24 protein-coding genes are annotated in these 22162 nt (G+C 70.8%); 10 read left to right on the top strand and 14 right to left on the bottom strand.

Features of this window, described 5'->3' with window-relative positions; all coding sequences use genetic code 11:
- Positions 1-37 precede the first annotated feature (37 nt).
- A complete protein-coding gene (locus tag ACFVT1_RS12250; RefSeq protein WP_389794430.1) occupies positions 38-2149 on the bottom strand; it encodes a trypsin-like peptidase domain-containing protein in 2112 nt (703 codons plus the stop codon).
- A complete protein-coding gene (locus ACFVT1_RS12245) occupies positions 2146-2778 on the bottom strand; it encodes a CU044_2847 family protein (RefSeq protein WP_389794429.1) in 633 nt (210 codons plus the stop codon). Before ACFVT1_RS12245 ends, ACFVT1_RS12250 begins: the two co-directional genes overlap by 4 nt.
- Positions 2779-2963: 185 nt before the next feature.
- On the opposite strand from ACFVT1_RS12245, the gene ACFVT1_RS12240 reads away from it, so the two are divergent.
- A complete protein-coding gene (locus tag ACFVT1_RS12240; RefSeq protein ID WP_003961784.1) occupies positions 2964-3146 on the top strand; it encodes a DUF6104 family protein in 183 nt (60 codons plus the stop codon).
- A gap of 24 nt (positions 3147-3170) precedes the next feature.
- Here ACFVT1_RS12240 and ACFVT1_RS12235 read toward each other — a convergent pair whose 3' ends face one another.
- Positions 3171-4031 carry a hypothetical protein gene (locus ACFVT1_RS12235; protein WP_389794428.1) on the bottom strand — a complete coding sequence of 287 codons (861 nt, stop codon included), beginning with the start codon at positions 4029-4031 and terminating at the stop codon, positions 3171-3173.
- A 163-nt stretch (positions 4032-4194) separates the two neighbouring features.
- Here ACFVT1_RS12235 and ACFVT1_RS12230 point away from each other — a divergent pair, with 163 nt between their 5' ends.
- Together ACFVT1_RS12230 and ACFVT1_RS12225 are read left to right on the top strand one after the other, a co-directional pair.
- A complete protein-coding gene (locus tag ACFVT1_RS12230) occupies positions 4195-5052 on the top strand; it encodes a DUF4097 domain-containing protein (protein WP_389794427.1) in 858 nt (285 codons plus the stop codon).
- A 1-nt stretch (position 5053) separates the two neighbouring features.
- On the top strand, positions 5054-6091 hold the full coding sequence (locus ACFVT1_RS12225; RefSeq protein WP_389794426.1) for a helix-turn-helix transcriptional regulator: 1038 nt from the start codon (positions 5054-5056) through the stop codon (positions 6089-6091).
- A gap of 100 nt (positions 6092-6191) precedes the next feature.
- Here ACFVT1_RS12225 and ACFVT1_RS12220 read toward each other — a convergent pair whose 3' ends face one another.
- From ACFVT1_RS12220 to ACFVT1_RS12200, 5 genes are all read right to left on the bottom strand, one after another.
- A complete protein-coding gene (locus tag ACFVT1_RS12220) occupies positions 6192-6755 on the bottom strand; it encodes a Clp protease N-terminal domain-containing protein (protein WP_389794425.1) in 564 nt (187 codons plus the stop codon).
- Positions 6755-6964 (bottom strand): helix-turn-helix domain-containing protein, encoded by a 210-nt coding sequence (locus tag ACFVT1_RS12215; protein WP_389794424.1) that lies wholly within the window; start codon positions 6962-6964, stop codon positions 6755-6757. Before ACFVT1_RS12215 ends, ACFVT1_RS12220 begins: the two co-directional genes overlap by 1 nt.
- 124 nt (positions 6965-7088) lie before the next feature.
- Positions 7089-8495 carry a cellulase family glycosylhydrolase gene (locus ACFVT1_RS12210; RefSeq protein WP_389794423.1) on the bottom strand — a complete coding sequence of 469 codons (1407 nt, stop codon included), beginning with the start codon at positions 8493-8495 and terminating at the stop codon, positions 7089-7091.
- Between the two features lie 32 nt (positions 8496-8527).
- Positions 8528-9493, bottom strand: a complete 966-nt coding sequence (locus ACFVT1_RS12205; RefSeq protein WP_389794422.1) for a zinc-binding dehydrogenase — start codon at positions 9491-9493, stop codon at positions 8528-8530.
- Between the two features lie 265 nt (positions 9494-9758).
- Positions 9759-10970, bottom strand: coding sequence for an NADP-dependent malic enzyme (locus ACFVT1_RS12200; RefSeq protein ID WP_362200803.1), 1212 nt, complete (start codon positions 10968-10970; stop codon positions 9759-9761).
- Positions 10971-11504: 534 nt separating this feature from the next.
- Between ACFVT1_RS12200 and ACFVT1_RS12195 the strand changes: the two genes are divergently transcribed.
- The 3 genes from ACFVT1_RS12195 to ACFVT1_RS12185 are packed head-to-tail and all read left to right on the top strand — an operon-like array spanning position 11505 to position 14193.
- Positions 11505-12455 (top strand): ABC transporter substrate-binding protein, encoded by a 951-nt coding sequence (locus ACFVT1_RS12195; RefSeq protein WP_389794421.1) that lies wholly within the window; start codon positions 11505-11507, stop codon positions 12453-12455.
- 29 nt (positions 12456-12484) lie between these two features.
- On the top strand, positions 12485-13435 hold the full coding sequence (locus tag ACFVT1_RS12190; protein ID WP_389794420.1) for an amino acid ABC transporter permease: 951 nt from the start codon (positions 12485-12487) through the stop codon (positions 13433-13435).
- On the top strand, positions 13432-14193 hold the full coding sequence (locus tag ACFVT1_RS12185; protein ID WP_389794418.1) for an amino acid ABC transporter ATP-binding protein: 762 nt from the start codon (positions 13432-13434) through the stop codon (positions 14191-14193). Before ACFVT1_RS12190 ends, ACFVT1_RS12185 begins: the two co-directional genes overlap by 4 nt.
- 61 nt (positions 14194-14254) lie before the next feature.
- Here the strand turns inward: ACFVT1_RS12185 and ACFVT1_RS12180 are convergent, their stop codons facing one another.
- The 3 genes from ACFVT1_RS12180 to ACFVT1_RS12170 form a co-directional block, all read right to left on the bottom strand.
- Positions 14255-15013, bottom strand: a complete 759-nt coding sequence (locus ACFVT1_RS12180) for a hypothetical protein (RefSeq protein ID WP_389794417.1) — start codon at positions 15011-15013, stop codon at positions 14255-14257.
- On the bottom strand, positions 15010-15498 hold the full coding sequence (locus tag ACFVT1_RS12175) for a SigE family RNA polymerase sigma factor (protein WP_389794416.1): 489 nt from the start codon (positions 15496-15498) through the stop codon (positions 15010-15012). The genes ACFVT1_RS12180 and ACFVT1_RS12175 overlap by 4 nt, the downstream gene beginning before the upstream one ends.
- A gap of 154 nt (positions 15499-15652) precedes the next feature.
- Positions 15653-16456, bottom strand: a complete 804-nt coding sequence (locus ACFVT1_RS12170; protein WP_389794415.1) for a class I SAM-dependent methyltransferase — start codon at positions 16454-16456, stop codon at positions 15653-15655.
- A gap of 47 nt (positions 16457-16503) precedes the next feature.
- On the opposite strand from ACFVT1_RS12170, the gene ACFVT1_RS12165 reads away from it, so the two are divergent.
- A complete protein-coding gene (locus ACFVT1_RS12165) occupies positions 16504-17133 on the top strand; it encodes a CGNR zinc finger domain-containing protein (RefSeq protein WP_389794414.1) in 630 nt (209 codons plus the stop codon).
- Here the strand turns inward: ACFVT1_RS12165 and sodX are convergent.
- Positions 17037-17477, bottom strand: coding sequence for a nickel-type superoxide dismutase maturation protease (sodX, locus tag ACFVT1_RS12160; protein ID WP_389794412.1), 441 nt, complete (start codon positions 17475-17477; stop codon positions 17037-17039). The genes ACFVT1_RS12165 and sodX overlap by 97 nt on opposite strands.
- Before the next feature lie 198 nt (positions 17478-17675).
- On the opposite strand from sodX, the gene sodN reads away from it, so the two are divergent.
- A complete protein-coding gene (gene sodN, locus ACFVT1_RS12155; protein WP_093899557.1) occupies positions 17676-18071 on the top strand; it encodes a superoxide dismutase, Ni in 396 nt (131 codons plus the stop codon).
- A 7-nt stretch (positions 18072-18078) separates the two neighbouring features.
- Here the strand turns inward: sodN and ACFVT1_RS12150 are convergent, their stop codons facing one another.
- Together ACFVT1_RS12150 and ACFVT1_RS12145 are read right to left on the bottom strand one after the other, a co-directional pair.
- The gene (locus ACFVT1_RS12150; protein ID WP_389794411.1) at positions 18079-19230 is read right to left on the bottom strand and encodes a tyrosine-type recombinase/integrase; all 1152 of its coding nucleotides are present in this window, start codon (positions 19228-19230) and stop codon (positions 18079-18081) included.
- 24 nt (positions 19231-19254) lie between these two features.
- Positions 19255-19755, bottom strand: a complete 501-nt coding sequence (locus tag ACFVT1_RS12145; protein WP_365726057.1) for a helix-turn-helix transcriptional regulator — start codon at positions 19753-19755, stop codon at positions 19255-19257.
- Between the two features lie 121 nt (positions 19756-19876).
- Here ACFVT1_RS12145 and ACFVT1_RS12140 point away from each other — a divergent pair, with 121 nt between their 5' ends.
- Positions 19877-20071, top strand: a complete 195-nt coding sequence (locus ACFVT1_RS12140; protein ID WP_358978449.1) for a helix-turn-helix domain-containing protein — start codon at positions 19877-19879, stop codon at positions 20069-20071.
- Positions 20072-20591: 520 nt separating this feature from the next.
- Complete coding sequence (locus ACFVT1_RS12135; protein ID WP_389794613.1) at positions 20592-21881, top strand: DUF3631 domain-containing protein; 1290 nt, start codon at positions 20592-20594, stop codon at positions 21879-21881.
- The last annotated feature ends 281 nt before the right edge of the window (positions 21882-22162 follow it).

Here is a 22162-nt window from a genome sequence, read left to right as displayed (position 1 = left end):
GTCGTACACCCCGTAAGGGGCTTGCGACCCCGCCCGTTCACGGCGCCTCCAGGAACTGGCCGGAACCGGGCAGCGGATGATGGGGATCTTCGTACAGCAGTGCGACACCGTCCGACCAGTACGCCTCGGTACGGCTCGCACGTACCCCCTGCCTCAACTCATGCACCATTCGCGGGAGTTGATCAGCGGTGCGGGCCTCGGCGACGGTATCGGCGGCGCGCCGGTGGAATTCCGTGCAGACCGCGGCCGGTTCGGCGGTCCGGCGCCGCCACAGGGCCACCCCGAAACCGGCGTCGAGCACCCGCCCGAGACCGGCCGCGGCCTCCGGGTCGGCCCGGTCGCCGTAGCGGCAGAGCACCGGGACGGTCTCGTACGCCAGTCCGCGCAGCTCCTCCACCACGGGCACGGGTACCCGCATTCCGTCCTCGCAGTCGACGACGGCGGACCGCATCGCGGCGGACACGGTCCGGTTCCAGCGCGCCTCGCGCTCGTCCGTCCCGTCGTCGGCCGGGAACGGACGGTGGTCCAGTCGGCGGACGACGACGGGGCGCTCCACCCCGAGCGGCTGCCCGTCGGGCGGCACCTGCCATGCGTCGACCGCCAGGTCCATGAGGGTCCGGTCCACGGCGACCTGGAGCACGGCGGGGCTGCCGGGTTCGTCGCACCGCCGGAACGCCTCCGCCAGCGGTCCCGCGAGCCGGGCGGGCAGGGCGTCCGGCGCGGTGCCCCGGCTGTCCTCGGCGACGGGCAGGACGTCGCCGGCGTGCTGGGCGACGCCGATCCGCCAGTCGTAGCGGTCCGGTTCCCAGCCGCGCGGCTCCAGTTGCAGCAGGACGAACGGGACGGTGCGGGCCCTGGCGGGTTCGAGCGTCGGCGCCGGGGTGCGCAGGTGTTCGCGGCCGGGGGCGTACCGGCCGCTGTGCCGGAGCCCGGCGAGCTCATGGCGGAACTTGCGGGAGAGCCGGTCCTCCGCCATCCGCTTCACCCAGTCCCACAGGGACGCCTCGGCGTACCGGGTGGACGGCAGGACGTAGGGGCGTTCGGCGGACAGGGCGCTCATGCAGTAGCGCAGGATCAGCTCCAGTGCGCCGTCGCCGCCGGGGGCGTCGTACAGCGTCCCCAGTCCGTCGCGCCAGCCGCGCGGGGCGGCGTGGTGCTCGGTCGGATGGGTGTCCGGCAGCCGGTCCAGGAGGTCGAGGAGACTGCGGGTGCTGAGCGGGGGCGGGAGTTCGGCGAGCCGGCCGAGCAGGTCGACGCGTTGCTGGGGGCTGAGGGCGAGCCCCGCTCCGGCGCCCAGATCGCGCTGGAGATCGGCCCAGGTCCGCTCGGTGCCGACGGAACTGGTGTGCCGGTCGGCGTGGTAGCGGTCGTGGGCGTGGAACACCGCCTGGTAGGGGTCGTCGGTCTCGGCGGCGACCGCGGCGGGCGGCACGGGCAGCGTACGCAGCCGCTCGACGCCGATCGAGGTCCCGCCGGTCGTGCCGTCGGCACGCGACTTGAGTACGCCGACGACCTCGCCGCGGGCCAGGTCCACCACGGGGCCGCCGGACAGGCCCGGGTACATCCGGTCGCCGTCGAGCCGCATCTGCTCGTCGTCCTCGGCCCAGTCGCCGAAGGTGCCCATCACCTGGCAGCGCCCGCTGAACCGGGTCAGCTGCCCCGATCCGCCGTCGGTCCAGCCGGTGTAGAGGACCGAACCGCCGCCGAACATGCCGGCCGGGCGCTCGGTGACGTACACGCAGGGGTGCTCGACCGGCCGCAGCAGCCGGATGAGCGCGAGGTCGGGAGCGGGCCAGCCGCCCGACGGCGTCGGAACCCGTGCGCCGCCCGGCCCGGCCGCTCCGGTCCGGCTCTCGGGCAGGGCGGCCACCACGGTGCCCTCGACCGCGGTCTCGGCGCTGCCGGGGTCCGGCTTGAAGACCACGTTCACGTGACGCCCCTCCCCCTCCATCGCCACGTGCGCGCACGTGAGGACCCAGCTCGGGGCGATGAAGAAGCCGCTCCCCAGGAAGCCGCTGTCGGATCCGTCGGGGGCATACCCGGGCTCCGGGCGGTGGATGCGTACGGTCGCCGCCATCACGAGGCCCGCCAGCGCACGGTACGTGCTCTCCGAGCCGCCCCCCGCACCCCTGCCCGGCGGCTGGGTCATGACCCGCTTCCGGCGTCGGGCCCGGCTCCGTCCGGATGCACCGGTGCGCCGGTGGATGCCCCGGGGTCCGGGCCCCCGGCGGACGCGGCGGCGTCCGGGGAGGCCGCGGGCGCGCCGTCCGGGGGCGCGGCAGACGCCGTCGGCGGCGTCGTCGGCACGGGCGGGGGCGTGGGCGGCTCGGCGGGCGGGGGCGGCACGGGCGGGGTGGGGCAGGGCGGCGCCTGCCCCGCGCCGCGCGCCCCGCTCTGCGCCGGGATCGCCGGATCGACGGGCGGGCCCCCGCCGTTCCACGTCAGGGTGACCTTGATGCCGCCCTTGGCCTCGCCGTCGGCGAGGAGGCCGACGACCTTGCCCGCCTTCGCGGTGAGCTCGATGCCGAATTCGACGCTGACCTCGTCGGGCCGCACCGCTCGCAGCGGTTCGGCGAGCGAGCGCGCGACGCTGGTCACGACGGCCCGCAGGCTCTCGACCCGGGCCTGCACCTGATCGGCGAAGTCCCCGTACCCGATGTCCGTGAACGCCGGACCCCGGGCGGGCTTCGCCAGCTCCTCCGCACCGGTGATCCGTGCCCAGACGGGTGTGCCGTCCGGCATCTCGATGCGCGTGATACGGGCTCCGCTGTCGCCCATGAAACCCCCCGTTCCCCCAACTACCCGCAGGTTAACGGCAGTACGCGGCCGACGCGAGGTACATGGCCCATGACACCGGCACCCCGCGGGCCGGTTCCCGGCGGATGCGCACGACCGCCGCGGACCGCGTTCCGCACCGCTCTCCCGGCCGCCGCGGGGCTGTCACCAGGCATTAGGCTTGCCGCATGTACTTCACCGACCGCGGTATCGAGGAGCTGGAGAAGCGGCGAGGCGAGGAAGAGGTCACTTTCGAGTGGCTCGCCGAGCAGCTGCGTACGTTCGTCGATCTCAATCCCGACTTCGAGGTGCCGGTCGAGCGCCTCGCCACCTGGCTGGCCCGCCTCGACGACGAGGACGAGGACGAGTAGGCGGACGAGCGGGCGGGCAGGGCGTCAGTCCGGCCGGTCGGACCGGGCCGACGCCCCCCGCCCTTCGGTCCTGAACCTGTCGTACGCGAGGCCGAGCGCCCCGTGCGCCACCAGCAGCGCCCCCGCGAAGGCCCAGCCACCGCTGCGACGCCCGATTCCCCAGAGGGCGAGCGGCACTCCGGCCGCCACCTGCGCGCCGCCCAGCACCCGGGCCCTGGGGCCGCGCATCCAGGGGCCGAGACGGCTGTTCTCGACCGCGTCGAGCTCGGCCGCCACCGCCTCGCGCCAGCCGGTCCAGGCGACCTGTTCCGCTTCGGGCCGCTCGCCGGCCGCCGCGTAGAGCCGGTCGCCGGGCGTCTCGGGGTCCAGTCCGGGCGGGAGGGCCAGTCCGATGCGGGTGAGGACCGCGAGCAGCCCGCGCAGCCGGACGCGGGCATCGGCGTCCGGGTCCGGGCGGATCAGCCCTTCGAGCGCCTGGACGTCCAGTACCGGGTCGAGGCCCAGCCGCTCGGCGAACGTACTCATCGCCTCGTCCTCACCGACCGGTGTGCCGTCCGCCAGCCACACATAGCCGACCGGGCGGCGGAAACCCGACGCGAGCGTGTGACCGGCCCGGTCGCCGTCCCACCACAGGGCCAGGACGGGCCAGGCCGAGCCCACCGCGAGCGCGGTGGCCCAGCCGGTCACGACCCGGTCGACCGGGTCCGCGTCCGCGCCCCCGGAGCCGCCGTCCCGCCAGGGCCTCCCCTCGGGCACGAGGACGGACCACCCCTCTCCGGCGGGCACGAGCAGCATCCGCTCGCGCAGCAGATGGGCCACCGGCCGCACGGCCGCGGGTGCGGCCCGGCACAACAGCAGGGCCCCGACAGGGGATGTCGCGTTCATGCCTCACACGCTAGGGCAATGTGCCCATATCCGGCGCCATGCGACGCCCCTTGATCGACCGACGCCGTCACGGCATCCCTTGACTTCCCAGATCCGCGATATATCGTGTTCTGCAAGAGACGCGATATGTTGCGTCATCCCGCGCTCCTTGGAGGTCAGATCCATGCCTGTGTCGACATGGGCCGTCGCCGAGCCCCGGAAGCTGACCTTCGACGACCCCGTGACCTCGCTCAATGTGCGCATCGTCGGGGGCGCGGTCAACGTCGTGGGCACCGACGAGCCGACCGCCCGGCTGGAGATCTCCGCGATCGAGGGCCCGCCGCTGATCGTGACCCAGGAGGGCGGCACCCTCACGGTCGCGTACGAGGGCCTGCCCTGGAACGGCTTCCTCGAATGGTTCGACCGCAAGGGCTGGCACCGCAGCGCGGTCGTCTCGCTCGCCGTGCCCGCCGGGTCGGCGGTGGAGGTCGGCGTGGTCGGCGCCGGGGCCGTCGTGTCCGGAATCCGGGGGCGCACGGACATACGGGGCGTCAGCGGCGACTCCACGCTCGTCGGGCTCGCCGGTCCGGTCCGGGCCGAAACGGTATCCGGCAGCGTGGAGGCCCAGGCGGTCACCGGCGAGCTGCGCTTCCAGACGGTCTCGGGCGACCTGACGGTCGTCGAGGGCGCCGGCGTCTCGGTACGGGCGAACTCCGTCAGCGGCAACATGGTGCTGGACCTGGACCCGACCGGGAAGCCCACGGACATCCAGCTGAACACGGTGTCCGGCGAGATCGCCATCCGCCTGCCCCACCCGTCGGACGCGACGGTCGAGGCGAACACCGCGAGCGGCTCCGTCTCCAACGGCTTCGAGGATCTGCGGGTCAGCGGCCAGTGGGGGGCGAAGAAGATCACCGGCACGCTCGGCGCCGGGACCGGGAAGCTGAGGGCGACGACCGTCTCGGGATCGATCGCCCTGCTGCGCCGCCCATCGGCCGCGGACGATCCGTACGATGCCGAGCCGACCGGAAAGGTGCTCTGACATGTCCCCCGTATTCGCCCACGGCCGCCTCCGCCTCTATCTGCTGAAACTGCTCGACGAGGCCCCTCGCCACGGCTACGAGGTGATCCGGCTCCTGGAAGAGCGCTTCCAGGGGCTGTACGCGCCCTCGGCGGGCACGGTCTATCCCCGGCTGGCCAAACTGGAGGCCGAGGGCCTCGTCACGCATGCCACCGAGGGGGGCCGCAAGGTCTACTCGATCACCGAAGCGGGCCGCGCCGAACTGGCCGGCCGCACCGGCGAACTGGCCGATCTGGAACAGGAGATCAAGGACTCCGTCTCCGAACTCGCCGCCGAGATCCGGGACGACGTACGCGGCGCCGCCGGCAAGCTGCGCAGCGAGATGCGGGCTGCGGCGCACGAAACCAGGCACAGCTCCGCCGGCTCCGGGACCGGCTCAGGGACTGGCACTGGCACTGGCACCACTGGCTCCGGCACCGGCACTGGTCGCAAGAGCGACTGGGAGTCCGCCTTCGGCGATTTCGGTGACTTCGCGGACAAGGAGGCATGGCGCGCCGCGAAGGAGGAGCTGCGCAAGGCCAAGCAGGAGTGGAAGGAGCAGGCCCGCCGGGCGAAGGACGAGTCCCGCCGCGCCCGCGAGGATGCCCAGCAGGCCCGCCGCCAGGCCAAGGAGGCCCAGGACCGGGCGCGCGAGCAGATGCAGAACGCCGCCCGCCAGGTCCAGGAGCACTTCGCGCGGGGCGACTGGCCCTCGGGGGTGCGGGAGGGGCTGGCCGAGATCACCAGCCAGCTGGGCAGCTTCGCCAGGACGGGCGGCCGGCCTCCGTACATCAAGCCCGAACCCGCCGGCGCCGATCCGGAATGGGGCAAGGACACCGCCACCGGCGACCCGGCCCGCGACCTGGACCGCCTGCTCGACCGCTTCCGCGACGACATCCGCGACGCCGCCCGGGACCGGGGCGTCACGGAGGATCAGTTGACGGAGGCCCGCCGCCATCTGTCGACGGCGGCGGCCCACATCGGGGCGCTGCTGAGGAAGGACGACGGCGGGGAGAAGTGAGCCGGTGTCCAGTCCACCCGGACACCGGCACGGGACTCCCGCCCCCAGCCCCCAGCCCCCGGCTCTCAGCTCTCAGCTCTCAGCTCTCAGCTCTCAGCTCTCAGCTGCCGGACGGGGCGGCATCGTCCCCGTTCCCGTACAGCGCGCGGTTCACCGTCCCGTACGTCGCGCCGTGGCCGGCGAGTACGTCGGCGACCACGCCGGGGCGGGCGGTAAGCGCCAGCAGGAGGTGTTCATCGCCGATGAAGCGGTCCCCGCGCCCCACCGCGATCCGCAGCGTCTTCGCCAGGACGTCCTTCGACCCGCGGGCGAACGGGCGGCGCCCCGCCCCGCGTCGCCGCCCCCTGTCCAGCGCGCCCTCCCCGTGGGCCTCCTCGACGCGGGCGACGATCTCGGTGACATCGATGCCGATGTCGGCGAGTGCCTCCGTATCGGCCCGGGTCAGCCCGCCGCGGCGGCGCGCGGTGACCAGATCGGCCTCGATCGCCGCGCGGCGGTCGGCGAGGCCCAGCGAGGTGATGGCGAAGGAGGCCCGGCCGCCGCGCCGGTCCAGCAGGGAGAGCAGCAGATGCTCCTCGGTGACCGATGCGGCGTCGGCCCGTTCGGCGTGGGTCACGGCACCGGTCACTGTCGCCCGGGCGCTCTTGGTGAATCGTTCGAACATCAACGCCTCCCGTACTTCTTGTGCACGGCCTGTCGGCTGACGCCCAGCTCGGCCGCGATCTCCTGCCACGACCAGCCCTTCGCACGGGCGCTCGCGACTTGTACGGATTCGAGTTGCTCCAGCAGCCGTCGCAGTGCGGCGACCGCCCGCAACCCCACCCGGGGATCGCGGTCGCCGACGCGTGCGGCGAGATCCGTTGCTTCGGTCATGATGTCAACTTACGTTGACACGACCTTCGCGTCAACCACGATTGACACGAGGACACGAGGACACGAGGACATAAGGACATAAGGGCATAAGGACACAAGGGCATAAGGCTCTGCGGCGACCGCCTCAGCCTCGCGCCGCCCACGTCACCGTGACCGTGACACGCGCACCCTCGCGGGCCCGGACACGCACCTCTCCCCCGTGCCTGCGGACCTCGGCGTGACCGTCCGCCGAGACGTGCCACTCCCCCGTCGTCGGCGGCAGGGAGACCTCCGTGTCGCCGCGGCGGCCGGCCGTGTAGGAGAGCCGGTAGACGCCGGCGGCGGCGTCGTACGTGTCGGAGCGGACGGTTCCGGCGACGGCGGGCGCGTACGGTGTGGCGGTCCTCTCCTTGTTCGCCGCGAAGGCCCCGTCCTCGTCCAGTGCGCAGTAGCCGCCGCCGTAGCACCAGACATAGCCCGCCCAGCCCGAGGTGTAGCGGCTCAGGGAAGCCATCGCGTCCCGGTAGAAACGGCCCATCCGCGGGAGCGTGTTGTTCAGCGGGCCCCATTCACCGACGACGACCGGGATGTGCCGCTGCTCCGGGTACGCGGTGACGGCGGCCTCGTACGACTCGATCCAGCCCGCCGACGGGTCGTAGTCGCCGCCCGCCTCCATCGCGGTGTTGTAGAAGTGCGGCGCGTAGACGGTCCGGCGGTCCCGGACGGCCCCCAGTCCGGTGGGGACGCCCTCGCCGACGACGGGCGTCGGTTCGATGAACAGCCAGTTGGTGCGGTCGACCGTACGGACCGCGCGGGCCAGCCGGTTGTACATCGGGGTGAGCTGCCGGGCCTCGATGCGGCGGGCGGCCGTGGCCAGGTCCTCGCCCTCCTCGATCTCCCCCATCGGCTCGTTGATGAGGTCGTAGCCGAGGACGGCGGGGTGGTGCTCGAAGCGGTCGGCGACGACCTGCCACATCCGCGCCTGGGCACGCTGGAGATCGGGGTCCTCGTAGAGATGGGTGAAGGCACGCTGCACGGCGGGCTCGAAGTACTCCGCGAACCAGTCGCCGGGGTGCGGGGTGAAGGGCAGCCCGTCGGTACGGGTGGCCCAGGCCGGGATGCCGCGGTGGCCGAACGCGGGGCCGAAGACGTCCTGGTGGGCGTCGAGCAGCACCTGGATGCGGTACTTCCGCGCCCAGTCCAGGATCCGGTCGATCCGGCGCAGATACGCGGCGCTGTACTGGCCCCGGCGCGGCTCCAGATCGTCCCAGAAGATGAGCAGCCGGGCGAAGCCGAACCCCTTGGCGCGCAGATCGCGGAAGTGCTTCTCGGTGATGGCGGTCAGCGCCTGGTCGCCGCGGTTCGCCTTGTCCTCGACGTTCCACCCGCGCAGGGTGAGCGTGCGTCCCTGTCCGTCGGTGAGACGGGGGATGCCGGACCGGTCCGGTGGTGCGGGATGTGCGTCGGCGGCGGGGGCGAGCGCCCCCGCCGCGAGCACCGACGAGACGACGACCGAGGTGAGTACGCTGCCGATCCGCATCCGCATTCGCATGGCGCAGATGAGAGCAGCACACCCCGCACACCTCAAGAGCAGGTGAGCACAATCTTTCCGAACTGGTCGCCCGCGGCCAGCCGTTCGAACCCCTCGCGGGCCCGGTCCAGCGGCAGCACCTCGTCGATGACGGGCCGCACCCCGGTCGTCGCGCAGAACGCCAGCAGATCCTCCAGCTCGTCCTTGGACCCCATCGTCGACCCGACGACCTTCAGCTCCAGGAAGAAGATCCGGGTGAGCTCGGCGTGCGAGGGCCGGTCACCGCTGGTCGCGCCGGAGATGACGAGGGTGCCGCCGGGACGCAGGGACTTCACCGAATGGGACCAGGTGGCGGCACCGACCGTCTCGATGACCGCGTCGACACGCTCCGGCAGCCGCGCGCCGGGCTCGTACGCCTCGACCGCGCCGAGTTCGACCGCGCGCTTGCGCCTGGCCTCGTCACGGCTGGTGGCGTGGACCCGCAGCCCGGCCGCCCGGCCGAGCACGATCGCGGCGGTGGCGACGCCGCCGCCCGCGCCCTGGACGAGGACCGAATCACCGGGACGCACCCCGGCATTGGTGAAGAGCATCCGGTACGCGGTGAGCCAGGCGGTCGGCAGACAGGCCGCCTGCTCGAAGGTGAGCTCCTTCGGCTTGGGCAGCACGTTCCAGCTGGGAACGGTGACCTGCTCGGCGAAGGTGCCCTGGTAGCGCTCCGTGAGGATGGACCGGGGTTCCTTCGGCCCGACGCCGTGTCCGGTCTGGCCGATGACGGAGTGCAGGACGACCTCGTTGCCGTCCTCGTCGATCCCGGCGGCGTCGCAGCCGAGGATCATCGGCAGCTTGTCCTCGGCGAGGCCGACGCCGCGCAGGGACCAGAGGTCGTGGTGGTTGAGGGAGGCGGCCCGGACGCTGACGGTGGTCCAGCCGGGACGTGCCCCGGGGGCAGGGCGCTCGCCCAGCTCAAGGCCGTTGAGGGGCTGGTCGCGGTCGATGCGGGATGCGTAGGCGGCGAACATGGCCTCGACGATAGGCCGGGGCGCCGACCGGCGTAACCAGGCGCCGGTGTGACACGCGCCGCCTCTTCCCGCACCGGGTTACGCGCCTCGCGCGTCGGTGAGGCCGGCTCTCCGGCCCCTTCGGCGACCGAGGAGCGGTGACCAGGGAGCGGTGACCGGGGAGCCGTGGCCGGAGGACGGAACCCCCGGCCAGGGGAAAGGGCGGGTGGGGGAACAGCCCACCGCAGGCGCACCCCGCACCCGCACCCCCACACCGCCCCGGGACTCAGCGTCGGGCGACGCCCTCCGCCCGCGCCGCCGCGGCCACCGCGGCCGTCACCGCAGGCGCCACCCGCTCGTCGAACGGCGACGGAATCACGTAGTCCGCCGCGAGCTCGTCACCCACGACATCGGCCAGCGCGTTCGCCGCGGCGATCTTCATGCCCTCGGTGATCCGGGAGGCCCGGACCTGAAGGGCACCGGCGAAGATGCCGGGGAAGGCCAGCACGTTGTTGATCTGGTTCGGGTAGTCCGACCGGCCGGTCGCCACGACGGCCGCGTACTTGTGCGCGACATCGGGGTGGACCTCGGGGTTCGGGTTGGCCATGGCGAAGACGAACGCTCCGGGCGCCATCGAGGCGACGGCCGCCTCGGGCACGGTGCCGCCGGAAACCCCGATGAAGACGTCCGCGCCGGCCAGCGCGCTCTCCAGCGGACCGGAGATCCCGGCCCGGTTGGTGAGCTCGGCCAGCTCGCGCTTGACGTCCGTCAGGTCCGTGCGGTCCCGGCTGACGATGCCCTTGCGGTCGGCCACGGCGACATCGCCGAGCCCCGCCTCCAGCAGGAACTTGGCGATGGCCACTCCGGCCGCTCCGGCACCGGAGATGACGGCGCGCAACTCGCCCAGGCTCCGCCCGGACAGCTTTGCGGCGTTGCGCAGGGCCGCGAGCGTCACAACGGCGGTGCCGTGCTGGTCGTCGTGGAAGACCGGGATGTCGAGCCGCTCCTGGAGCCTGCGCTCGATCTCGAAGCAGCGCGGCGCCGAGATGTCCTCCAGGTTCACCCCGCCGAAGGACGGTGCGAGCCGGACGACCGTCTCGACGATCTCGTCCGCGTCGGTGGTCGCGAGCGCGATCGGCACGGCGTCGACGCCGCCGAACTGCTTGAACAGGATCGCCTTGCCCTCCATCACCGGGAGGGACGCCTCGGGACCGATGTCACCGAGGCCGAGCACCGCGGTGCCGTCCGTCACGACCGCGACGACCTGCGACTTCCAGGTGTAGTCGTGGACCAGCTCGGGGTTCTCGGCGATGGCGCTGCACACCTTGGCGACGCCGGGCGTGTACGCGAGGGACAGGTCGTCCTTGTCACGGACGGGAACGGTGGCCTGCACGGCCATCTTGCCGCCGCGATGGAGCGCGAAGGCCGGATCGAACGGCTCATCGGTGGTGCTGTCAGTAGTGCTGTCGCTGCGAGGATTGACGATCTCCGCTGCCATGGTGTTGACCCCTTAAGTCTTCATCGTTTGAGGGTGGCCACTCCTGGTTGAGGAGGGGTGGGCGGGCACCGCGTACGTCCCCTGCGCCCGGCGGTTGGCCCGCCCCGGCAGGGGGAGATGCATACGCGCGGGCGCGCCGCACACGCGCCCTGAGCCCCGGATGAGGGGTGTAAAGGTCTTTCTTACCCGACGGACCGCATCGCGGACGAGTCCAAACCGGCGCGGTGACGTGACTCATAGTCGAATATCCGTATAAGTCAGCCAAGCGGCGAAAGGGCGTCCGCCAGTCGAGACGCGCCGCAGATCCTCCGGCATGAAGAAGGAACGCCCACCGATGGTCCGGCCGTCTGCTGTACCGGCCCCTGAGGTTCCTCTGAGGTTCGGGGATCGCCCGTTACCCGATTTTGACATGACTGGCCCCTTGTTCGGGCAAGTCCGAATGGCAAGATGCCGTAAATCGCACGGGGCGGCGACATCCGACAGCGCGTGTCAGCCACCGAGCAACACCACCCTCACCTGCGGAGGAGCCCGATCATGACCGCACGCACCACACGCCGTACGGCCGCGAAGTCCCGGATCGCAGCAGTCGGCGCCATCGCGGTCGCCGGCACCATGCTGTTGACCGCCTGCGGCGACCAGACCAAGAGCGGATCCAACAGCTCGACGAAGACCAGCGGCACCGCGGCCGCGGATCTGCTGCCGCGGGAGATCAAGGCCAAGGGCGTCATCAGGGTCGGCTCGGACATCGCGTACCCGCCGGTCGAGTTCAAGGACAAGTCCGGCACGACGGTGGGCATCGACCCCGACATCGGCGCCGCGCTCGGCAAGGAGCTCGGGGTGACGTTCCAGTTCGAGAACGGCACGTTCGACACCCTGATCACCGGCCTGCGCTCCAAGCGCTACGACCTGGCGATGTCGTCGATGACCGACACCAAGGACCGCCAGCAGGGCATCGACTCCGAGACGAAGAAGAAGGTCGGCGAGGGCGTCGACTTCGTCGACTACTTCACCGCCGGCGTGTCGATCTACACCCGGAAGGGCGACGACCAGGGCATCAAAACCTGGGCCGACCTCTGCGGGAAGAAGATCGCCGTCCAGCGCGGCACCGTCTCGCACAACCTCGCCAAGGCCGAGTCGAAGAAGTGCACGGGCGGCAAGAAGATCGCGATCGAGACCTTCGACAACGACCTGGAGGCCCAGACCCGGCTGCGCAGCGGTGGTGCCGACGCCGGCTCCTCCGACTTCCCGGTGGCCGCGTACGCGGTGAAGACCTCGGGCGGCGGCAAGGACTTCCAGATCGTCGGCGAGCAGGTCGAGGCCGCCCCGTACGGCATCGCCGTCGCCAAGGGCAACGACCAGCTGGCCAAGGCCGTCCAGGCGGCCCTGGACGCGATCATCAAGAACGGCGAGTACGGCAAGATCATCTCCAAGTGGGGGGTGGAGGCCGGCGCGGTCACCGAGGCCAAGCTGAACGGCGGATCCTGAGAAGGCACCGGCGCGGAAAGGTTTTTCCTGTGACTGACATCGAGAAGTCGGGCCCGGCCGACCGGCCGCGCATACCGCCCACCTCGTCGGCCCGGCCGGAGGCGATCAAGGCCATTCCGGTCCGGCACTACGGCCGGTACGTCTCGGCCGTCATTGCCATCGCCGCGCTCGTGGCGATCATCTACGCGTTCAGCCAGGGCAAGATCAATTGGGGCGCGGTCCCCGACTACTTCTTCGACGACCGCATCCTCAAGGGCGTCTCCCAGACCCTGCTGCTGACCGCCCTGTCCATGGTCATCGGCATCGTCGGCGGCATCCTGCTGGCCGTGATGCGGCTGTCGAGGAACCCGGTGACCTCGTCGATCGCCTGGTTCTACATCTGGTTCTTCCGCGGCACCCCGGTCCTGGTCCAGCTGTTCGTCTGGTTCAACCTGGGCCTGGTCTTCGAGTACATCAACCTCATGCCGATCTACAAGGACTACTGGTCGAGCTTCATGACGCCGCTGCTGACGGCGCTGCTCGGCCTGGGTCTCAACGAGGCCGCCTACATGGCGGAGATCTGCCGTGCGGGGCTGCTCTCGGTCGACGAGGGCCAGACGGAGGCATCGCACGCGCTGGGCATGAGCCACGGCAAGACGCTCCGGCGCGTCGTGATCCCGCAGGCCATGCGGGTGATCGTGCCGCCGACGGGCAACGAAGTCATCAACATGCTCAAGACGACGTCGCTGGTGGCGGCCGTGCAGTTCTACGAACTGTTCAAGTACGCCCAGGACATCGGGCAGGGGTCCGGAGCCCCGGTCGAGATGTACTTCCTGGCCGCGGCCTGGTATTTGATCATGACCTCGGTGCTGAGCATCGGCCAGTTCTATCTGGAGCGGTACTACGCACGCGGGTCGAGCCGCAGCCTGCCGCCCACCCCGCTGCAGAAGGTCAGGGCCAACCTGCTGTCCCTGGGCCGCCCGAAGGGAGGCATGGCATGACCGCCATGGTGAAGGCCGAGGGCGTCCACAAGTCCTTCGGCACCGCGCACATCCTGAAGGGCATCGACCTGGAGGTCGCCCCGCGCGAGGTCTTCTGCCTGATCGGCCCGTCCGGTTCCGGCAAGTCGACCTTCCTGCGGTGCATCAACCACCTGGAGCAGATCAACGCCGGCCGGCTGTACGTCGACGGCGAGCTGGTGGGCTACCGCCAGAAGGGCGACAAGCTCTACGAGCTCAAGGACAGCGAAGTCGCCCTGAAGCGCCGGGACATCGGCATGGTCTTCCAGCGCTTCAACCTCTTCCCCCACATGACGGCGATCGAGAACGTCATGGAGGCCCCGGTCCAGGTCAAGCGCGAGTCCAGGGCCGTCGCCCGGTCCAGGGCGGAACGGCTGCTGGACCGGGTGGGCCTGGCCGACAAGGCGAAGAACTACCCCTCCCAGCTCTCCGGCGGTCAGCAGCAGCGGGTGGCGATCGCCCGCGCCCTGGCCATGGAGCCGAAGCTGATGCTCTTCGACGAGCCGACGTCGGCGCTCGACCCGGAGCTGGTGGGCGATGTCCTGGACGTCATGCGCGGTCTCGCGGAGGACGGCATGACGATGGTCGTCGTGACCCACGAGATGGGCTTCGCCCGTGAGGTCGGCGACGCGCTGGTCTTCATGGACGACGGCGTGGTGGTCGAGGCGGGCCACCCGCGCGACGTGCTGACCAACCCGCAGCACGACCGGACGAAGTCGTTCCTGTCGAAGGTGCTGTAGCAGCGCAGGAGCCGGAAGGGCGGTACGGAGGCCGACTCCGTACCGCCCTCTTCCGTACCCTCTACTTCTTGGGCAGCAGCTCCGGGCTGAGCAGCAGTTCCCGCAGCTGGGCACGGGTCAGCGGCGGCGTCTTCATGAGCGGGCCCTGGGCCCGCCCGCCCTTGAAGCCGGTGCTGTCACGGACGGCCAGCACCCCGCCGTCCTTCAGGGTGAGCCGGCCGACCAGCTCCTTGCCCCACTGCGGCGCGCCCTCGTGGTTCATCGGGTCGCTCCAGGTCGTGAGCACCCGTCCGTCCGGCAGCTTCTCGTTCACGCAGTCCGCCAGACCCGGCTGCCCCTGGGCGGGCTTGCACGGATCGCCGTCCGGGGCCGCCGCGCCGGCCTTCCCGGTGTCCAGGTAGCCGATGACGAGGTAGCCGACGCCGCCGTCCTTGCGTACGGAGAAGTGCCCGTCCAGCGGCCCCGCCAGGTGCTCCATCTCCTGCTGGGAGGTGTCGCCCTTGAGGATGACCGACAGCGAGACCTGCTCGACGGTTCCGACGTCCTTCGGCAGCACCTTCGCCAGCGTCTTCGCCCGGCCGCCGTTGCCCGCGAGCTCGACCGGGGCCGCCGCCGTGGCCTCCTGCGGGTCGCCCTTCGGTGCCAGGTCCGGCACGGCGACGGCTCCGGCCGCGACCACGGCGGCCGCCGCGACCGAGACGGTGACCCGGCGCCGCAGCCGCACCCGGGCGGCCCCGGCGAACACCGTCCGGGTGGTGGCGGCCGGCTCTCCCGCGTCGTCGGCGGCCCGCCCCAGCAGCTCGTGCACGTCGTTGCTCATACCAATTCCTCCGCCATCTCGGCGCGCAGCGCCGCCAACCCCCGAGCCGCGTGGCTCTTGACCGTGTTCTCCCGCATCCCGAGCAGTCCGGCCGTGGCCTCGACGCTCAGGTCCTCCCAGTAGCGCAGGACCAGTACGGCCCGCTGCTTGTCCGTGAGCCGGGCGAGTGCCGCCCGCACCGCCAGGCCGGTGTCCGTGTCCGGCGCCCGGTCGGCGCGGTCGGGCAGTTCGCCGTAGGACTGTTCGCGCCGCCAGAACCTGCGGCGGGATGCGATGAAGGTGTTGATCAGCGTCTTGCGCGCGTACGCCTCGATGTTGTCGAGCCGTCCGTACCGCCGCCCACCGAGCACCACCTTGACCAGCGTCGCCTGGACCAGGTCGTCGGCCTCGTGCCGGTCGCCGCAGAGCAGGTACGCGCTGCGGAACAGCGCGGCACGTCTGCCGTCGACGAAGGCGTGCAGCGCGGCATCGTCATCGATCCGCATCGTCGGCGCCCCTCTCCGGGTCCGCGGGTGCGGACCGTCTCACCCTTCCAGTGCGGTGGGAGGCACGGCGGGTTGCAGCGGAAGCCGGAAAACCGGAAAACAAGAGGCGGTACGGGCAACCTCCCCGTACCGCCCCTCACCGCACGACCCGCCGCTACTTCACGGCGAGCACCAGGCTGTCCGACGGAGACGCCCAGACGGCGCGTGCCTCGCCGAACCCCGCCTCGCGCAGGGTGTCGGTGTGCCACCGTACGGACGGCATGTCGCCTTCCGCGTGCTCGCCGTAGATCTTGTACCGCTCGGCGGTCGGCCCGGCGAGAACCGGATCCTTGGCGGCGAGCGCCCACCAGTCCGCCCAGTCGAGAGCGCCCGCGGCCTTGGCGCGGTCCATGGTCGCGTGCCGGTGGGCACGCTCGGCCGCGTTGATGCGGGGCGTCTCGGTGTCGATCATGTGGTCGGCGTTCATGAACACCCCGCCGTCCCTGACGAGACCGCCGATCCGCCGGTAGAGCGCGGTGAGCGGTTCGGTGTGCAGCCAGTGCAGGGCGGTGGCGGTGAGGACGGCGTCGTACGAGTCGTACGGCAACTGCCCTGCCCAGTCGGGGTCCTTGAGGTCGGCGGTGACGAAGGTGACGCGCTCGTCGCCGTCGAAGTGGCCGCGGGCGATGGCGAGCAGTGCCGGGTCCAGGTCGACGCCCGTGCTGGTGGCTTCCGGGAACCGCTTGAGGAGCCGGTCCGTAATACTTCCCGTACCGCATGCGAGATCCAGCAGTCTCGGCCGGGGCCCCACCACGGCCTCGACCATGTCCAGCATCACCCGGAACCGTTCCTCACGGTCGGGCATGTACCACTCCTGCTGGCGGTCCCAGCTCTCCTGCCAGGCCGCCCAGTCAGTACCTGTCGTTGTCTCCGCCACGAGGACCCTCCCATGTAATACCCTGAGGCCGTAGAAGCCCATTACATCGCTCGCTGCATCACTTTAGACCGACGCCGTAAGGACTACAAGTGGAACTGGCCTATTACTCGGACTATGCCGTGCGTCTGGTCAACACCGAGGAGCCGACCCGCAACAAGGACTCCCTCACCGCCGTCGAGGCGGTCCGCGAGCTGTTCGGCGTCAACCAACAGGCGGCCCGGCGGGCCACCGACGCGGATGTGACCCGCTTCCGGTCCGTACGGGCGCGGCTGCGCGCGGTCTTCGAAGCGGCCGACGGCGGCGACGAGACACTCGCCGTCGACCTGCTCAACTCACTGCTGCTGGAGTTCCCGGTCAGCCCGCAGATCTCCGGGCACGATTTCCGCGACGAGGACGGCAAGCCGGACTGGCACATGCACCTCGCCGACCACCCGTCGAACGCGACGGCCGGATACGCCGCCATCGCGGCGATGGGCCTCGCCTTCCATCTCACCTCGTACGGTGTGGACCGGCTCGGCCTGTGCGAGGCGGCGCCCTGCCGCAACGCCTACCTCGACACCTCGACCAACCGCTCCCGCCGCTACTGCTCGGACCGCTGCGCGACCCGCGCCAACGTGGCCGCCTACCGGGCCCGCAAGCGCCTGGAGACGGAACGCGCCGCAGAGACCGGCCGCAGCGCGGAGACCGCCCAGGCCACCACGCCCCACAGCGACCGCTGATCCTTCTTCAGCGGCCGGTAGCGCACCCGGGCCCTGGCCAGCACGAGCTCCTCGGGCACCGTCCCGTAGTCCGTGCTGTCACCCCCGGCGAAGCTGTTGTCGGCCAGCACCCACCAGCCGCCCCGGCGGCGCTCGGCGGCCCGCTTGACGACCAGCAGATCCTGCTGGAACGGATGGCGCAGAATCACCACGTCCCCGGGACGCACCGTTGCCCCGTACTGCACGAGCAGCCAGTCCCCGTGATGGAGCGTGGGCACCATCGACGGCCCCGTCACCTCCACCACCTGGAACGGCACGCGCCCGGCCGGCCCACGCCCGCGCTGCTCCTGCGTCAGCTCAGGCATCTCAGGCACCTCCCGCATCTCTCCGACACCTCCCCGGTCCGTCCAGTACACCCTCCTGTACAGCGTTCCGTACATTCGGCCACCGGACCCATCCTCACCCCGGACTTTTGGCCTAAGCCCATGGGGGCAGCCACGAAAACCCGTCACTCACGGAGTAATGTCCCACCTGAGAAGACGATCACGAGGAAGGACAGCTCAATGCTTTCCCGCCTGTTTGCCCCCAAGGTGAAGGTCAGCGCCCACTGCGACCTGCCCTGCGGCGTGTACGACCCGGCCCAGGCCCGCATCGAGGCGGAGTCCGTCAAGGCCGTCCAGGAGAAGTACCAGGCCAACGAGGACCCGCACTTCCGGGCCCGCGCCGTGGTCATCAAGGAGCAGCGTGCCGAGCTCGCCAAGCACCACGTCTCGGTGCTGTGGAGCGACTACTTCAAGCCCCCGCACTTCGAGAAGTACCCGGAGCTGCACCAGCTGGTCAACGACGCCCTGAAGGCGCTGTCGGCCGCGAAGGCCTCCACGGACCCGGCGACGGGCCAGAAGGCGCTGGACTACATCGCCCAGATCGACAAGATCTTCTGGGAGACCAAGAAGGCTTGATCTTCGATCATGCCCTCTGACCTGCAATTTCCTTGGTTGCAGTGTCTCCGAGTCCGCACCCGGTCCGCAGGCCGCCGAGCACGGCGTCCATGACGGCCCGGGTGCGGTCTTCTTCGCCGGGCCACAGGTGCGCGTAGATCCGCAGCGTGATGACGGCGGACGCGTGCCCGAGGACCAGCTGCACCTGCTTGACGCTCGCGCCGCCGGCGATGAGCGCGGAGGCGTAGAAGTGCCGCAGGTCGTGGGTGACCATGTGGGGCAGCTCGACGGCCCGGCCCTCCCGCTCGGCGGCCCCGTTCTCTGCCGCCTGGAGCGCCTTGCGGGCGCAGCTCCACTCGGTCTTCCACCGGCGGTAGTTGAGCGGCTTCCCCTCCTCCATCGTGAACAGCCACTCCTTGGAGGGGCGTGCGGCGAGATGCGCGAGGAGCGCGTCGGTGACGACCTCGCCGACCGGGACCGCGCGCCGGGACTTGGCGGTCTTCGGCGGGCCGATCTTTCCGGACTGGAGCCGCTGCCGCTCGACGCGGATGGTGCCGGCCTTGAAGTCGACGTCCGACACCTTGAGGCCCAGCAACTCGCCTATCCGCAAGCCTGAACCGGCGAGCGTGACGATCGCCGCGCGGATGTACGGCGGCATCACGCGGGCCATGGCCTCGACCTGGGCGACCGTGGGCGGGGTGACCTCCTCATCCGACGTGGGCGGGAGGGTGATCCGGCGACACGGGCTGGACGCGATGACCTTGTCCTCCACGGCCGCGGTCATCACGCGCACGAGGACGTCGTAGACGTTGCGCACACTGCCGGGGCCGAGCAGTTCGGACAGGTTCTTGAACAGCACCTGGATGTCGTTGCGGCGTATCGCCGCCATGGCGCGGGAGCCGAGCGCCGGGACGAGGTGCAGCCGCAGCGCGTTGTCGGTGATGCGCTCACCCGCCTCGCTGGCGATGAGCGACTCCTCCCACTTCTTCGCGTACTTCTCGAACGTGATCCGTCCGGCACGCGGATCGACGTACTGGCCGGTCACGATGCTGGCCGTGACCTCGTCAAGCCAACGCTGGGCATCGAGCTTCCGCTCGAAGCGGCGGGCGTGCTCCTTGCCGTCGAGGTCTCGGTAGCGGGCCCGCCATTTGCCGTTGGGGCGCTTCTGGATGTTGGCCAAGTGGCCTCTCCTTCGTGTCGGTTGTCAGTAGTGGCCGCCGTCCTCGATGTCGCTGCTGAGCGTGCGAGCGTCCCGCTCGTCGCCCATGAGTCGGAGGCACTGCTCGTGGATCGCCCGCGAGCTGTCGGGATGGGCCTTGATGTGGTCGGCGATGGCGACCACGGCGTGGTGTAGGCGGTCGCGCGCGTCTCGGGCCTCGTAGAACGCTTCGACGGCCTCTTGAACGAGTCGCCGACTGTCGATGTCGAGCCCCTCCAGGGGCGGTGACATCAGTTCTTCGAGGGGGAGTTCGAAGACGCGGGAGAAGGCGAGAGCCTCGTCGAGATTGATGCGTCGGCGGGGGGTGCCGTTCTCGATGCGCCAGACCGCTGTCTGGTTCATCTTGATGCCGGCTCTGGTCACCCGCTCCGCCAGCTCGGTCGTGCTCCACCCTCTGACCTCGCGCTCCAGGGCGACGCGCGCGGCCACGTTCCCTTCGCTGTAGAGCAGCGGCACCTCGCCGCCCTCGGGTCTATCGCCTGCCATCGAACCTCCATCGCCACCGTCGCTATCCCAATTGAAACATGCGCTTCCCGATTTGGGTAACCGCCGATCCTGGGGTACAACTTTATGCAGATCGAATCGCTACCTAGCCGAATGGGAATGCATGCGATACCTGACCACCGCCGAGGTCGCCGAGCGCTACCGCACAGCCGAAAGCACCGTCCGCTACTGGCGCCACATCAAGAAGGGGCCGCTCGGCATCAAGGTCGGCAAGAGGGTGCTGTACCCCGAGGCTGAGCTGCTGCGTTACGAGCGCACGCTGATCGACGGCCGAGACGAGTGGGGCCTGGCCTCGTGAGCCGCCAGCAGTCCCGGACACAGCAACGGCCCCCGGCGCGCCAACGCCGAGGGCCGGAGATTCCCCTGCACGTCGCCCATCCCTGAACGAACGAACCGGTGAAGGTCGGGACCTTGCCCGTCCCGTCCCTCACCTGAGAGGAACGTCGATGGAGGACTCTACGTCCCCCTCCACCTCGAACACATCCCACAAGGTCGTCTGGCCTATCGCTGCGGTCCCCGGCCAGGGCATCCCGTGGCTCGGTCAAGATCGAGCGGACGGCCAGCCCGCCTTTCCGGGGACCGGCGATCGACCGGACCGTGTCGCTGGTCCGGTCGGTCTGGGACCGGACGGACCCGCGACCGAAACTCGGACCGAAGTTCCGGACAACCCTGACCAGGAATCCGGACCGACGGAGACCGCGCAGCTCAGCGGCCTACCGGACCGGATCGGGAACCCGGACCACGGCCCCGGTCCGGAAGCCGAGGACCGGACGGAGAGTTCCGGTCGGTCGGCCGGGGAACCCGGACCGTCGGTCCGGATTGACCATAGTCACCACGGTGCTCCGGGGACGGTCCCCGAACCCGGACCGGGGACCGAGGATCGTGAGCGTGCTGGCTTCTCGGCGGACCGGGACCAGGACGGGACCGTCGTACTGGACGAGCTGCGCGCCGCGATCGGCCGCTACGTGGTGCTGCCGAGCGAGGAGGCCCTGACCGCGGTCACCCTGTGGGTGGCGGCCTCCCACATCCAGCCCGCCCTCCAGCACGCGCCGCGCCTGGCGGTGGTGGGGCCGACCAAGGGCTGCGGCAAGTCCCGAGTCCTGGACGTGCTCCACGAGACCGTGTCCCGGCCGATGATGACCGTGAACACCTCGCCGGCGGTGGTCTTCCGGATCATCGGCGAGGACCCGCCGACGCTGCTGGTGGACGAGGCCGACACCATCTTTGGCCCCAAGGCTGGCGACAAGGAGGACCTGCGCGGCCTGCTGAACGCCGGACACCAGCGCAACCGCCCCGCCTGGCGGATATCCGGCCCTGAGCACAAGCCGACCGCGTTCCCGACCTTCGCCATGGCCGCGCTGGCAAGCATCGGCGACCTACCGGACACGATCATGGACCGCGCCGTCGTGCTCCGCATGCAGAAGCGCAAGCCCGGCGAGAAGGTCGCTCCCTTCCGATCCCGGCACTCCGTCCCGGAACTGAACGCGCTGCGTGACCGACTGGCCGCGTGGCTGACCCCACTGCGCGGGACAGCGCACCGGCTGGTGCCACCGATGCCGGTCGAAGACCGGGCCGCGGACACCTGGGAGCCCCTGGTCATCGTCGCCGACCTGGCCGGCGGCCACTGGCCCGCGCAGGCCCGTGCCGCCTGCCTGGCGATGACCAGGAACGAGGTGGTCCAGGACGAGCAGACGACGCTGAAGACCCGGTTGCTCCGGGACATCCGCCGCGTGTTCGAGCAACAGGGCGACAAGGAGGCGCTGCGCAGCCAGGGCCTGCTCGCCGCCCTCCTCCAGGACGCCGAGGCACCCTGGGCCGAGTACGGCACCAAGGGCCTGAACGCCTACCACCTGGCCAATCTGCTGCGCGACTTCGGCATCAGCCCGGCCAACCACCGCTTCGAGAACGGCAGGCAGGCGAAGGCGTACGCCCGCAACCAGTTCCTCGACGCCTGGGCCCGCTACTGCCCCGACCCTGCCCCACCGGCCCCCGCAGCCGGCGAGACCGTGGTCGCACGTCGAGCCCAGGGCAAGCCACCGACACCTCTGTCCGGGACGCTGCCCATCGGTCCGCCCGGCGGGCCTGCCGGCCCCAGGCCCACTCGCTGACACCAGCTCCGTATCAATTCGTCGCATCCGTCCCCGCGCAGGTCAGCGCGGGGACGGAGTTCCTTGCCGATACGGATCACTCCGTACCTGCGACCGTCTCCGTACCTGTCCTGACCAGCTACGGGACGGATGCAACGGATGTGACGAAGCCCCACCGCACACGACTACCGGAGCAGCACCATGCCCGAAACGAGCACCGATAACGCCCCCGCCCGTCGCCGCAAGGGATTCTTCGGCCTGACCCGCCGATCAGCAGCAAGCTGGAGCGAACGAGCCTCTAA

This window comes from Streptomyces sp. NPDC057963 (assembly GCF_042887155.1).
In the GTDB taxonomy this organism is placed as follows: Bacteria; Actinomycetota; Actinomycetes; order Streptomycetales; family Streptomycetaceae; genus Streptomyces.
The sequence above is the reverse complement of the archived record's forward strand: the minus strand, read 5'-3'. Positions and strand labels throughout refer to the sequence as shown.

Excerpts from the sequence above, each read along its gene's own strand:
- ACFVT1_RS12250 (WP_389794430.1), bottom strand. The coding sequence starts at position 2,149 with ATGACCCAGCCGCCGGGCAGGGGTGCGGGGGGCGGCTCGGAGAGCACG.
- ACFVT1_RS12245 (WP_389794429.1), bottom strand. The coding sequence starts at position 2,778 with ATGGGCGACAGCGGAGCCCGTATCACGCGCATCGAGATGCCGGACGGC.
- ACFVT1_RS12240 (WP_003961784.1), top strand. The coding sequence starts at position 2,964 with ATGTACTTCACCGACCGCGGTATCGAGGAGCTGGAGAAGCGGCGAGGC.
- ACFVT1_RS12235 (WP_389794428.1), bottom strand. The coding sequence starts at position 4,031 with ATGAACGCGACATCCCCTGTCGGGGCCCTGCTGTTGTGCCGGGCCGCA.
- ACFVT1_RS12230 (WP_389794427.1), top strand. The coding sequence starts at position 4,195 with ATGCCTGTGTCGACATGGGCCGTCGCCGAGCCCCGGAAGCTGACCTTC.
- ACFVT1_RS12225 (WP_389794426.1), top strand. The coding sequence starts at position 5,054 with ATGTCCCCCGTATTCGCCCACGGCCGCCTCCGCCTCTATCTGCTGAAA.
- ACFVT1_RS12220 (WP_389794425.1), bottom strand. The coding sequence starts at position 6,755 with ATGTTCGAACGATTCACCAAGAGCGCCCGGGCGACAGTGACCGGTGCC.
- ACFVT1_RS12215 (WP_389794424.1), bottom strand. The coding sequence starts at position 6,964 with ATGACCGAAGCAACGGATCTCGCCGCACGCGTCGGCGACCGCGATCCC.
- ACFVT1_RS12210 (WP_389794423.1), bottom strand. The coding sequence starts at position 8,495 with ATGCGAATGCGGATGCGGATCGGCAGCGTACTCACCTCGGTCGTCGTC.
- ACFVT1_RS12205 (WP_389794422.1), bottom strand. The coding sequence starts at position 9,493 with ATGTTCGCCGCCTACGCATCCCGCATCGACCGCGACCAGCCCCTCAAC.
- ACFVT1_RS12200 (WP_362200803.1), bottom strand. The coding sequence starts at position 10,970 with ATGGCAGCGGAGATCGTCAATCCTCGCAGCGACAGCACTACTGACAGC.
- ACFVT1_RS12195 (WP_389794421.1), top strand. The coding sequence starts at position 11,505 with ATGACCGCACGCACCACACGCCGTACGGCCGCGAAGTCCCGGATCGCA.
- ACFVT1_RS12185 (WP_389794418.1), top strand. The coding sequence starts at position 13,432 with ATGACCGCCATGGTGAAGGCCGAGGGCGTCCACAAGTCCTTCGGCACC.
- ACFVT1_RS12180 (WP_389794417.1), bottom strand. The coding sequence starts at position 15,013 with ATGAGCAACGACGTGCACGAGCTGCTGGGGCGGGCCGCCGACGACGCG.
- ACFVT1_RS12175 (WP_389794416.1), bottom strand. The coding sequence starts at position 15,498 with ATGCGGATCGATGACGATGCCGCGCTGCACGCCTTCGTCGACGGCAGA.
- ACFVT1_RS12170 (WP_389794415.1), bottom strand. The coding sequence starts at position 16,456 with ATGGGCTTCTACGGCCTCAGGGTATTACATGGGAGGGTCCTCGTGGCG.
- sodX (WP_389794412.1), bottom strand. The coding sequence starts at position 17,477 with ATGCCTGAGCTGACGCAGGAGCAGCGCGGGCGTGGGCCGGCCGGGCGC.
- sodN (WP_093899557.1), top strand. The coding sequence starts at position 17,676 with ATGCTTTCCCGCCTGTTTGCCCCCAAGGTGAAGGTCAGCGCCCACTGC.
- ACFVT1_RS12145 (WP_365726057.1), bottom strand. The coding sequence starts at position 19,755 with ATGGCAGGCGATAGACCCGAGGGCGGCGAGGTGCCGCTGCTCTACAGC.
- ACFVT1_RS12140 (WP_358978449.1), top strand. The coding sequence starts at position 19,877 with ATGCGATACCTGACCACCGCCGAGGTCGCCGAGCGCTACCGCACAGCC.